The organism is Schwartzia sp. (in: firmicutes), assembly GCF_978017985.1.
Genome location: NZ_CDXDFU010000199.1, coordinates 1 through 12727, shown reverse-complemented (window position 1 = coordinate 12727; position 12727 = coordinate 1). Strand labels below are relative to the sequence as shown.

The 12727-nt window shown below is 50.5% G+C and carries 6 protein-coding genes; 4 read left to right on the top strand and 2 right to left on the bottom strand.

Going from position 1 to position 12727, the window contains the following annotated elements; translation table 11 throughout:
* Positions 1-28 precede the first annotated feature (28 nt).
* From rpoB to ACY69O_RS08600, 4 genes are all read left to right on the top strand, one after another.
* Positions 29-3763 carry a DNA-directed RNA polymerase subunit beta gene (gene rpoB / locus ACY69O_RS08615; RefSeq protein ID WP_462333060.1) on the top strand — a complete coding sequence of 1245 codons (3735 nt, stop codon included), beginning with the start codon at positions 29-31 and terminating at the stop codon, positions 3761-3763.
* 18 nt (positions 3764-3781) lie between these two features.
* On the top strand, positions 3782-7774 hold the full coding sequence (rpoC, locus tag ACY69O_RS08610) for a DNA-directed RNA polymerase subunit beta' (RefSeq protein WP_462333059.1): 3993 nt from the start codon (positions 3782-3784) through the stop codon (positions 7772-7774).
* 131 nt (positions 7775-7905) lie between these two features.
* Positions 7906-8892: a diaminopimelate dehydrogenase gene (locus ACY69O_RS08605; RefSeq protein WP_462333058.1), complete on the top strand. Its 987-nt coding sequence runs from the start codon at positions 7906-7908 to the stop codon at positions 8890-8892.
* Between the two features lie 229 nt (positions 8893-9121).
* Positions 9122-10807: a methyl-accepting chemotaxis protein gene (locus tag ACY69O_RS08600; RefSeq protein WP_462333057.1), complete on the top strand. Its 1686-nt coding sequence runs from the start codon at positions 9122-9124 to the stop codon at positions 10805-10807.
* 56 nt (positions 10808-10863) lie between these two features.
* Here ACY69O_RS08600 and ACY69O_RS08595 read toward each other — a convergent pair whose 3' ends face one another.
* Together ACY69O_RS08595 and ACY69O_RS08590 are read right to left on the bottom strand one after the other, a co-directional pair.
* A complete protein-coding gene (locus ACY69O_RS08595) occupies positions 10864-12027 on the bottom strand; it encodes an FprA family A-type flavoprotein (protein WP_462333056.1) in 1164 nt (387 codons plus the stop codon).
* Positions 12028-12064: 37 nt separating this feature from the next.
* A partial coding sequence (locus ACY69O_RS08590) for an SGNH/GDSL hydrolase family protein (protein ID WP_462333055.1) occupies positions 12065-12727 on the bottom strand: 663 nt, incomplete at its 5' end.

The window sequence follows — 12727 nt, the reverse complement described above, 5'->3', positions numbered from 1 at the left end:
GTCCTTAGGCTAAGGAGTGAAGGATTTAATGTTTAATCCTGTGCCGGTAGGCAAGAGAACCAGGTATAGCTATGCGAAAATCAAAGAAGTCATGGAAATGCCGCATTTGCTTGATATCCAGAGAAATTCCTACAAGTGGTTTCTCGATGAGGGCATGCAGGAGATTTTCCGTGATATTTCCCCGATATCTGATTTTACGGGGAATCTTGTACTCTCGTTTGAGAGTTTTTCTTTGGGAGAGCCGAAATATGGGCTCGATGAATGCAAAGAACGCGATGTCACACTTGCGGCTCCGCTTCGTGTGAATGTTCGTCTCATTAATAAAGAGACGGGTGAGATTAAAGAGCAGGAAGTCTTTATGGGCGATTTCCCGCTTATGACTGATACGGGCACGTTCATCATCAACGGTGCAGAGCGTGTTATCGTCAGCCAGCTCGTTCGTTCTCCGGGCGCATACTATGGTATGGAAATTGACCCGTCCGGTAAAAAACTCTACAACGCACAGGTTATTCCTAACCGCGGTGCGTGGATTGAACTTGAGACAGATGCAAATGACATTCTGTCCGTCCGTATCGACCGTACCCGCAAAATGCCGGTTACGGTTCTGATTCGTGCTCTTGGATACGGCACAAATCAGGAGATTCTGGATCTCTTTGATAATCATCCGCTCATCAAGACGACTCTTGAGAACGAAAAAGATAATGTTAATTCCAGAGAAGAAGCTCTGGTTGAAATTTATAAACGTCTCCGTCCGGGCGAACCGCCGACGGTTGACAACGCGCAGCAGCTTTTGAACGCTCTGTTCTTTGACCCGAAACGTTACGACCTCGCTACGGTCGGACGTTACAAGCTGACGAAGAAGCTCGGCTGGAAACGCCGTATTCTCGGTCAGATGCTTGCGGAGCCTGTTGTTGATAAAGAGACGGGAGAAATCGTTCTGCCGGCTGATACTGTCATCGAGGAGTCTATGCTCGATGATATTGATGAAGCACGTGAGAAGGCTATCTTCGGTGAGGAAGAAGCAGTTGTCCTCTTCATCAAGGTGAAGACGGAAGAGCTTGATATTCCGCGTATGAAGCTTATCTGCTCTCCGACGCTTGAGTATCACCACCGTACGATTACACGCAACGATATCATGGCGTCCATCAACTATCTCCTCGACCTGTTCGACGGAGTAGGCAACACAGATGATATCGACCATCTCGGCAACCGCCGCGTCCGTTCTGTAGGCGAGCTCCTTCAGAACCAGTTCCGTATCGGTCTTTCCCGTATGGAGCGCGTTATTCGCGAGCGTATGTCCATTCAGGATATTGATGTTATCACGCCGCAGGCGCTTATCAACATCCGTCCTGTTGTTGCAGCTATTAAAGAATTCTTCGGTTCTTCGCAGCTTTCTCAGTTCATGGACCAGCACAATCCGCTGTCCGAGCTTACGCATAAACGCCGTCTCTCGGCTCTCGGACCCGGTGGTCTGTCCCGTGAGCGTGCAGGCTTCGAAGTCCGAGACGTACATAACTCTCATTACGGCCGTATGTGCCCGATTGAGACGCCTGAAGGTCCGAACATCGGTCTTATCGGTTCTCTGTCTAACTACGGACGTATCAACCGTTTCGGATTCATTGAGACTCCGTACCGCAAGGTGGATAAGGTCAACCACATCGTTACGGATACTGTCCGTTACCTGACGGCTGATGAAGAGGATAATATTACTATTGCTCAGGCAAACGAACCGCTTGATGAGAACGGATGGTTCCTCAACGAGCGCGTCACGGCACGCCGCCATGAGGATACAATCCTTGCGGCTCGCGAGCGCGTTGACTACATGGACGTTTCGCCGAAGCAGGTCGTTTCCATCGCTACGGCAATGATTCCGTTCCTTGAAAACGATGATGCTAACCGCGCACTCATGGGTGCAAACATGCAGCGTCAGGCTGTTCCTTTGCTCCGCACGCAGGCACCGCTGGTTGGTACAGGCATGGAGTACAAGGCAGCATGTGACTCCGGCGTTATGGTTCTTGCAAAACGTCCTGGTACTGTCGAGGAAGTTACGGCAGACCAGATTCAGGTCCGTACGAAAAAAGGCGACCTGGATATCTACAAGCTTCAGAAATTCCAGCGTTCCAACCAGGGAACTTGCATAAATCAGGTACCTATCGTCTACAAGGGCGAGAAGGTAGTAGAAAAACAGCCTATCGCTGACGGTCCTTCCACAGACCACGGCGAGCTTGCTCTCGGCTTCAACATCATCGTTGCTTACATGCCGTGGGAAGGCTACAACTACGAGGATGCTGTTCTTCTCAGTGAGAACCTCGTAAAACAGGATCTTTACACTTCTATTCACATTGAGGAATATGAGTGCGATGCCCGTGATACGAAGCTCGGACCTGAGGAGATTACACGCGATATTCCGAACGTTGCAGAGGATGCTCTCCGCGACCTGGATGAAGACGGTATCATCCGTATCGGTGCTGATGTCCGTCCGGGCGATATCCTCGTCGGTAAGGTTACTCCGAAGGGAGAAACCGAGCTTACTGCTGAGGAGCGTCTCCTCCGTGCAATCTTCGGTGAGAAGGCACGTGAGGTCCGTGACACTTCCCTCCGTGTACCGCACGGCGAAGCAGGTAAGATTGTCGATGTTAAAATCTTCAAGCGCGAGAACAATGATGAGCTCGCTCCGGGCGTAAATCAGCTCGTTCGCGTTTACATCGCACAGAAACGTAAGATTTCCGTCGGTGATAAGATGTCCGGACGTCATGGTAACAAGGGTGTCGTTTCCCGTATCATGCGTCAGGAGGATATGCCGTTCCTGCCGGACGGCACGCCGGTCGATATCGTTCTGAACCCGTTGGGCGTTCCGTCACGTATGAATATCGGACAGATCCTCGAGGTTCATCTCGGTATGGCTGTCCGTGAAATCGGCAAGCAGATTAAAGCAAACGATCCTACGGTTGAGCAGCGTCTCAGAGATGCAGGATATGATTTCGATAAATACGGCATGCCGAAGCCGGACATTGCAGGTATTCATATCGCAACTCCGGTCTTTGACGGCGCAGGCGAGGAAGACGTATTCGGTACGGTCAAGGCTGCAGGACTTCCTGTAGACGGAAAGACTGTCCTTTACGACGGCCGTACAGGCGAACCGTTCGAGAACCGCGTAACGGTCGGCTGCACATACTTCCTTAAACTGCATCATCTTGTTGCGGATAAGATTCATGCCCGCTCTACGGGCCCGTACTCCCTCGTTACGCAGCAGCCGCTGGGTGGTAAAGCTCAGTTCGGCGGTCAGCGCTTCGGTGAGATGGAGGTTTGGGCACTGGAGGCTTACGGTGCTGCTTACACGCTGCAGGAAATTCTCACGGTCAAGTCAGATGATGTCGTAGGCCGTGTTAAGACTTATGAAGCTATTGTGAAGGGCGAGAATATCCCTGAACCGGGTGTGCCTGAGTCCTTCAAGGTTCTTATCAAAGAACTCCAGAGTATCGGTCTTGATATCAAGGTGCTCTCTGAGGATGCACAGGAAATTGTTATTCAGGACGATGATGATGATATCAACGAGACGGCACGTGAACTCGATCTTGATGTTAACGGTGTCGATCCGACGGGCGAAGCACCTGCACCGCAGGGCAGAGCCTCGGAAGAGAGTTTCGATGAAGACGGTGATTCGGAGGATGCTTCCGATGACACGGATATCATCGCAGACCTGGGCAATATGGATCAGGATGACAATGGGGAAGTCGATCCTGATGACAACTCGGAAGAATAAGAAGGGAGTGACAACCCCTTGTTGGATGTAAATAATTTCGATTCCATGAGAATCGGTCTGGCATCGCCGGACAAAATCCGCGAGTGGTCCTACGGTGAGGTAAAGAAACCGGAGACTATCAACTATCGTACACTTAAACCGGAACGCGACGGTCTTTTCTGCGAGCGTATTTTCGGACCTACACGCGATTGGGAGTGCCATTGCGGTAAATACAAACGTATCCGTTATAAGGGCATTATCTGCGACCGCTGCGGCGTCGAGGTAACACGTTCAAAGGTACGCCGTGAGCGTATGGGTCATATTGAGCTTGCTGCTCCGGTATCACATATATGGTATTTCAAGGGAATCCCGAGCCGTATGGGTCTGATTCTCGATATTTCGCCGCGTTCTCTTGAAAAAGTGCTTTATTTCGCATCGTACATCGTACTTGACCCGGCAGATTCGCCGCTTATCAGAAAGCAGCTTCTGACGGAAAGCGAGTACCATGAGGCACGCGAAAAATATGGCGCGGGCTTCCGCGTCGGCATGGGTGCCGAGGCAGTCAAAGAGCTCCTCGTTGACCTTGACCTTGATAAAATGAGCGAAGAGCTCTGCAAAGAACTCGAGGAAGTCAGCGGACAGCGTAAAGTGCGCGCAATCCGCCGCCTCGAAGTTGTTGAGGCTTTCCGTAAATCCGGAAATGATCCTGCATGGATGATTATGGATGTTGTACCGGTAATTCCGCCGGAACTCCGTCCTATGGTCCAGCTGGACGGCGGCCGCTTTGCAACGTCCGACCTCAACGACCTCTATCGCCGTGTAATTAACCGAAACAACCGCCTGAAGCGTCTTTTGAATCTCGGCGCTCCGGATATCATTGTCCGCAACGAGAAACGCATGCTGCAGGAAGCTGTCGATGCTCTTATCGACAACGGCCGCCGCGGACGTCCTGTAACGGGTCCGGGCAACCGTCCATTGAAATCGCTTTCCGATATGCTCAAAGGTAAGCAGGGACGTTTCCGTCAGAACCTGCTCGGTAAACGTGTCGACTATTCCGGCCGTTCCGTTATCGTTGTCGGTCCTGAGCTTAAACTTCACCAGTGCGGTCTGCCGAAGGAAATGGCGCTTGAGCTCTTCAAGCCTTTCGTTATGAAGAAGCTCGTCAACAGCGGTGTTGCAGGCAATATCAAAGCTGCAAAACGCATGGTTGAGCGTGTCCGTCCTGAGGTTTGGGACGTACTTGAAGAGGTCATCAAAGAGCATCCGGTTCTCCTGAACCGTGCCCCGACGCTTCATCGTCTCGGTATTCAGGCATTCGAGCCGGTTCTTACAGAAGGCCGTGCTCTTAAACTCCATCCGCTGGCATGTACGGCATACAATGCCGACTTCGACGGCGACCAGATGGCTATTCATCTTCCGCTTTCCGCGGAGGCACAGGCAGAGGCTCGTATCCTGATGCTTGCTGCCAACCATATCCTTGCACCGAAGGACGGTAACCCGATTATCGTTCCGACGCAGGATATGATTCTCGGTTCCTACTACCTGACGATTCTCCGTCCGGGTGCAAAGGGCGAAGGCAAATTCGTCACGGGTATCGAGGAAGCACTCCTGGCATATCAGCAGAAGGAGCTCGCACTTCAGGCTGAAATCCATACGCTTATCGAAGGCTACGGTGTTGTTAAAACATCTCTCGGCCGCATGATTTTCAACGAAATCCTGCCGCCGGAAATCCGTTATTATCGCAAAGATGAGGACGGTCAGTGGTGCTACGGTATTCGTATTGACAAGAAAGAGATGGGCAGACTCGTTGCCAACTGCTTCAAGCATTTCGGAGCTGGCAAGACGGCTGTCGTTATCGATAATGTAAAGAATCTCGGTTATCATTATGCCTGCATCGCCGGCATGACCGTCGCTATCTCCGACGTTATCGTACCGCCTGAGAAGCAGGGCATGATTGATGAAACCAAGAAGGAAGTCAATAAGATTGAACGTCAGTTCAGCCGCGGTCTTATGACTGAGGAAGAGCGTTATAAGAAGGTCATTGCTCTCTGGCAGAAGACGACAGATGATGTCGGTAAAGCCATGATGGACAACATGGATTCCTTCAACCCGATCTTCATGATGGCTGACTCCGGTGCCCGCGGTAACGCACAGCAGATGCGTCAGCTCGCAGGTATGCGTGGTCTTATGGCTGACCCGTCCGGTAAGATTATCGACCTTCCGATTACGGCTAACTTCCGTGAAGGTCTTACGGTTTCCGATTACTTCATTTCTTCGCATGGTGCCCGCAAAGGTCTTGCTGATACGGCTCTCCGTACGGCTGACTCCGGTTACCTCACGCGCCGTCTTGTCGACGTCGCTCAGGATGTCATTGTCCGCGAGGAAGACTGCGACGTTGTCGGAATCAACCTTGTACGTGACCGTGCAAGACTGGCTGACTCCTCTGAAGAGGCAGTCGCTATCCTGCATGACATGCTCTTCGGCCGTGTTCTCGGCGCAGATATTGTCGACCCGGCAACGGGCGAGATTATCCTGCCGCGTGATACGGTTCTTTCTGAAGACGACCTCACGACAATCGGCGAAAATGGTGTTCCGGAAGTCGTTATCCGCGGCTCCCTGGCTCTCTCCGAGGCTGTTATCAGCAACGCTATGCTCTCCGAGACAGTCGTTCTCGGCGTAACTGACGAGGATGAGAAGATTGCTATCCGCAAATCCATCATCCGCGAGATGGTCGGCAAGAAGACAACAAAGGCTGTCGTCACGAAGGACGGCGAGGAGCTTATCGCTGCAGACACGCTGCTCACAGAAGAGCTTGTTAACAAGGCTCTTGACAGCGATGCGCGCGAAGTCAAAGTCCGTAATAACAATGTCCGCGGTATCGAAGTTGAAGCTATCCGCGAGGGCAACCGTGTCATCGAGCCGCTTGAAGAGCGTATCGTCGGCCGTGTTCTTGCAGAAGACATCATCAATCCGGAAACGGGTGAGAAGGTTGCCAGCCTCAACGACACTGTTGATGAAGATATGGCAAAAGAAATTGTCAAGGTTCGTGACCACGTATCTATCCGCAGCGTGCTGACGTGTAAATCCCAGTACGGTGTCTGCGTCAAGTGCTACGGCCGTGACCTTGCAAACGCAACAGAAGTCGATGTGGGTGAGGCTGTCGGTATCATCGCAGCTCAGTCTATCGGTGAGCCGGGTACACAGCTCACGATGCGTACGTTCCACTCCGGCGGTGTTGCCGGCGACGATATCACACAGGGTCTTCCGCGTGTCGAGGAGCTTTTCGAGGCACGTAAACCGAAGCACCATGCTATCATCGCTGAAATCGAGGGTGTGGCAGAGGTTACCGATGTCAAGGGTATGCGCAAAGTTACGATTACGCCGGAAGACGGCGAACCTCGTGAATACGCTGTCCCGTACGGCGCACGTATGGCTGCCCATGACGGCGACCACATGAAGCCGGGTGACAAGATTACCGAAGGCTCCATCAACCCGCATGATATCCTCCGCGTATGCGGTCTTAAGGATACGCAGCGTTACCTCGTATACGAAGTTCAGAAAGTGTACAAGGGACAGGGCGTTGAGATCAACGATAAGCATATCGAGGTCATGGTACGCCAGATGCTGCACAAGGTTAAGATTGAAGAATCCGGCAATACAGGTTTCCTGCCGGGTGAATATATTGATATCAACTCGTTTGAGGCAGTCAATGCGCGCGTTATCGAAGAGGGCGGCGAGCCGGCAGTGGCAAAACCGATTCTTCTCGGTATCACGAAGGCATCTCTGGCGACGGATTCCTTCCTGTCGGCAGCTTCCTTCCAGGAGACGACACGTGTCCTGACGGATGCAGCTATCAAGGGTAAGGTTGACCCGCTCATCGGTCTCAAGGAGAACGTTATCATCGGTAAGCTGATTCCTGCCGGCACAGGTATGGGACGCTACCGCAATATCAATGTAGTCGATCCGGATAAACCGGAGGGTACCGTTGAAGCTGCACCTGCAGCTGAAGAAGTCGGTCAGGCTGCTGAGTAAAAGTATACAAAGATATCGGGCACAAATATGTGTCCGGTATCTTTTTTTTTATCATACTATGGAGTATAATAGACCACGCAGGTATAGTAGATATGATAAAAAATATAGAGATGGTAAAGGAGAACAAGAAAATGAGCATTAAAATCGGTATTTTCGGTTATGGCAATCTCGGACGCGGTGTTGAGTATGCAGTAGAGGCTAATCCTGACATGGAGCTCGCTGCGGTATTTACACGCCGTGACCCGTCACAGGTAAAAATTCGCCTTGCAGGCGTTCCTGTCGTCAGCGCGTCTGATGTGGCAGAGTGGAAGGATAAAATTGATGTTATGATTCTCTGCGGCGGCAGCGCAACGGATCTTCCGGAGCAGACACCGAAGCTCGCAGAGCTTTTTAACGTGGTAGACAGCTTCGATACACACGCAAATCTTCCGCAGCATTTTGATGCAGTCGATGCTGCCGCTAAAAAGGGCGGTAAGGCAGCTATTATTTCCGTAGGCTGGGACCCGGGCATGTTCTCCCTTGCACGTCTTTACGGCAATGTTATACTTACGGAAGGAAAGGACTATACATTCTGGGGCAAAGGTGTCAGCCAGGGTCATTCAGATGCTATCCGCCGTATTAAAGGAGTCAAAAACGCGAAACAGTACACGGTTCCTGTAGAAAGTGCTCTTGAAGCAGTAAGAAGCGGTTCGCAGCCTGAACTTACTACACGCCAGAAGCATACCCGTGAGTGCTATGTTGTCCTTGAGGACGGCGCAGATGCCGCACAGGTAGAAAAAGAAATCAAAACCATGCCGAACTACTTTGCTGACTATGATACAACAGTTCATTTTATCAGCGAAGAAGAGCTTTTGAAGAATCACGGCGGTCTTGCACACGGTGGATTTGTTATTCGTTCCGGTGCTACAGGCAACAACAAAGAGCATAAGCATGTAATCGAGTTCAGTCTGAAGCTTGATTCCAATCCTGAGTTTACGACCAGTGTTCTTGTTGCTTATGCACGTGCGCTTGTACGCCTTGCACAACATGGCAAAAAGGGCTGCATGACTGTACTGGATGTACCGCCTGCATACCTCTCTCCGAAAACAGGAGAAGAGCTTCGCGCATCTCTCGTCTAATTACATATTTAACCTTTGATATTAACTCCGCATAAGCTCGATTTATGCGGAGTTATTTTTGTCCTTAAATAACTAAATTTTCAAAAAATATATTAACATTTACATAATTACATGATACTATAGAAATAAGAAATGGAATCGTAAATACGGGTGGGTTCCGGCTTCTGCGCAAGTATTCGGGGTGCCTTACCATACTGGGTCATTATGAATAACAAAGGAGATGTTTGACATGAAGGTCCGGCAGAAAGCAATAATAGGTTTTAACGTATTTCTACTCCTCGTAAGTATTCTGATAGGCATATTGAGCTACCGGAATGCAAGCGATGGGTTTGAGGTTGCGCTTGAGTCAAAGGCGTCCAGAGACCTGACGCAGTGTATGGAAGTAGTGGACTTGAAGCACAAGGGCGAGTGGAGCGTCAAGGACGGTGTTCTTTATAAGAACGACGCGAAAATGAATGACAACAATGAGCTGGTAGACCATCTCGGACAGCTCAGCGGAAACAACGTGACGCTGTTTGCCGGAGATACACGCGTTGCAACGACATTCAAGGACGGGAGCGGGAAACGTCCAACAGGAACAAAAGCATCCGAGGCTGTTATTCAGCAGGTAATAAAGGAAGGTAAAAATTTCACAGGTATGGCTGAGGTTTTGGGAAACCGCTATCTTTGCAGCTATGCTCCGCTTAAAAACAGCAGCGGGCAGGTAGTCGGCATGATGTTCATGGGTATTCCCATGGAGCAGATTGAAGGAATCCAGAACCACTTCATAAAGGTAAATGTGATAGCGGCTGTTATCCTTCAGATTATCGCCGGCGGACTGTCCTGGATGTTTATCGGAAAAATGATTAAGCCCCTGGAGTTTGTAGCCGGTGCACTGAAAAAGGTTGCAGACGGAGACCTTCGCGGCAAGGATATTCCTATTGATACCGACGATGAAATCGGAGATATCGCAAAAGGCACGAATGAACTGCAAAGGAAGATACGTGCTCTTATGAAGAACGTATCCCAGTCTGCACAGCAGGTAACGGAGTCCAGCAATACGCTTGCTCTGAACGCAGCTGAAACCTCCAAGAGTGTTCAGGTGGTTGCAGAAAGTGTTGTTAAGATGGCAGAGGGTGCGGGAGAACAGGCTGATGAGCTTGATGAGGTCGCACGCCAGACGGACAACATGGGAGATCAGATGACAGAGCTTTCCAATGCTTCGCAGGAAATGCAGACCGCGGCAGACGGAAGCCGTGAAGGTGCTGCCAATGGCCGCAAGGCAATAGACAACGCTGTTACCTCCATGAACGAGCTGGCAGAAGAAATACAGAATGTATCCCGTGTCGTTCAGTCCCTTGGTGAGCGTTCTACGGAAATCGGACAGATTATCGACACCATATCCAATATTGCTGCCCAGACGAACCTTCTTGCACTTAACGCGGCTATTGAGGCAGCACGTGCAGGCGAAGCAGGACGCGGATTTGCAGTCGTCGCAGAGGAAGTCAGAAAGCTTGCCGAGCAGTCCGGCGAGGCGGCAGGAAACATCGCAGCCCTCATCAGCGCAATCCAGAAGGATACTGAAGAAGCGGTTCAGGCTATGGCGAAGGGCAACGCATCCGTTGAAAAGAATACAACCCTTGTCAACGAAGCAGGACAGGCATTTACCACTATCGAAGAAATGGTAAATGTTCTCTATCTGAATATCGAGCATGCTATTAAGGACATTGACAATGTCAACGCAAGCAGCCAGACGGTTGTGGAGTCTGTGAACAGAATTCGTGAGGTCAGCATAAAGACGTCCCACGAAGCACAGTCTGTATCGGCATCTACGGAAGAACAGTCCTCCATAATGCATGAAATGTCCGAAGCCAGCATGGCTCTCAAAGCAATGTCCCAGGACTTGCAGAAGCAAATGGCACAGTTCAAGATTTGACCATAATAAAAAGCAGGGCTTCGTGTTTTTCACGAAGCTCTGCTTTTTTGTGTGGTTCAGAGATTTTTTATTTTCTCGCGAATATCCGAGAGGTCTTTTTCTGTGGGAATATTTGCGATGCGGATAGGGTCGAGCACTATGTCGCAGCCGGCGGCTTTTAGCTCCGCATCAACCTGTGCAATACTCTGTCCTCCCCAGCCGTATGAGCCGAAAGCAAAGGCTTGGCGTCCTTTTGGAACAAAGCCTTTAAGGTAGCAGAGGAAGCCTGCCACAGGGGGCAGCATTTGATTGTTCAGAGTAGGCGAGCCTACAGCGAGATATTTGCTGGTGAGAACATCCGTGATTACGTCGGAGAAGGGCGAAACACGAAGGTCATGGTAATGGACGTGTATTCCTTTTTCCGTGAAAGCGTCTGTTATGGCATCGGCAATCTTTCGGGTTGATTCCCACATGGTATCAAATACCACAACGGCGCTGTCATCTACCTCGTCATCGCTCCATTTCTCGTATGCGGCAATGATATCCAAAATGTGAGAACGCCATATTACACCGTGACCTACGGCGATGGTTTCTATATCCAATCTGCTGAGGGCTTCAAGCGCTGACTGAGCCTGCTTGCCATAGAGCATAAGGATATTGGCATAGTATTTCTTTGCCTCTTCAAGTACGGTGTGAAGGTCGTTTTCATCATCAAAACGTCGGTTGGACGCTAAGTGCTGCCCGAATGCATCATTGGAGAAAAGAATTTTTTCCTCGGGGCAGTACGTTACCATACTGTCAGGCCAATGGAGCATGGGGGTAGCCACGAACTGCAGCGTACGTTTTCCTATGGAGAAGGAATCGCCTGTTTTGACGGTCTTATACGGAAGGTCGCCGTAGCGGGCCGTAAGCCCTTTCAGCCCCTGCGGGGTGCTGGTAACAACAGTAGCGTTGGGACAGCAGTGATGAATCAGAAAATCAAGACAGCCGGAGTGGTCGGGTTCCACATGGTTTGACACAATGTAGTCGATTTTTTCCGGCGGAATAACTGAGGAAATACGTGAAATAAGCTCGTCACGGAAGGGCGCTTTTACCGTGTCAATCAGCGTGATTTTCTCGTCAATGATGAGATACGCGTTATACGACGAACCGCGGCTTGTGGTATAACCGTGAAAATTGCGCAGAGACCAGTCTATAGCGCCTACCCAGTAGACTCCGGGTTTGATTTCGATTGCCTGCATACGATACACCTTCCTTTTATCGGGATTATTTGTTTAATTATTGATTGAACCATTCATCAGCTGCCTGCACCGCATTTTCCCAGTCAGCATTGACACGGGCGGCTATGAGCTGCTTGCCTATAATATCCTCATGCAGTCCGTCATAGCCCAGCCACTCAGGAAGCTCGGCTTTTTCGCTGCTGTAGGCAGCAAAGGATTTTGCAACGTCTATATGAGGTTTTTGACGTAGAAAATCATTGAAACGGGCAAATTTTTCCTTCCACGCCGGGTCAGTAGGCTCGGAGAAGGCACGCGCAATGTTGGCTGTATTCACAGGGGGCAGCGTTAGGAAAATAGGACGTATACCGTGCTCACGGCATTTTTTTTCGATAGCGTCCATATTCTGCATTGCGCTTTCGACTGAATAATCATCGGAACGCAGGTCGTTTGAACCGCCCATAATAAGCAGATATTTCGGGTGGAACGGTACGACATCACGCTCGAACCTTGCCAGCATGTCACTGGTGAGATTGCCACTCTGTGAAAGGTTTACTGCAGGGCTGTTCAAATACGTGAGCCAACTGTATTCGAGGTCTGCAGGGCCAAAGGAAATATGACCGCCGCCATGGCTTATGCTGTCACCGAAAACCGCAATCTCCCAGTTATCAGTGGGAGAGGTGCGGAAGCCTGTGCTTTTTGACCAGTTGCCTATGGGCTTTCC

Coding starts and splice junctions, on each gene's coding strand:
- rpoB (WP_462333060.1), top strand. CDS start 29: ATGTTTAATCCTGTGCCGGTAGGCAAGAGAACCAGGTATAGCTATGCG.
- ACY69O_RS08605 (WP_462333058.1), top strand. CDS start 7,906: ATGAGCATTAAAATCGGTATTTTCGGTTATGGCAATCTCGGACGCGGT.
- ACY69O_RS08600 (WP_462333057.1), top strand. CDS start 9,122: ATGAAGGTCCGGCAGAAAGCAATAATAGGTTTTAACGTATTTCTACTC.
- ACY69O_RS08595 (WP_462333056.1), bottom strand. CDS start 12,027: ATGCAGGCAATCGAAATCAAACCCGGAGTCTACTGGGTAGGCGCTATA.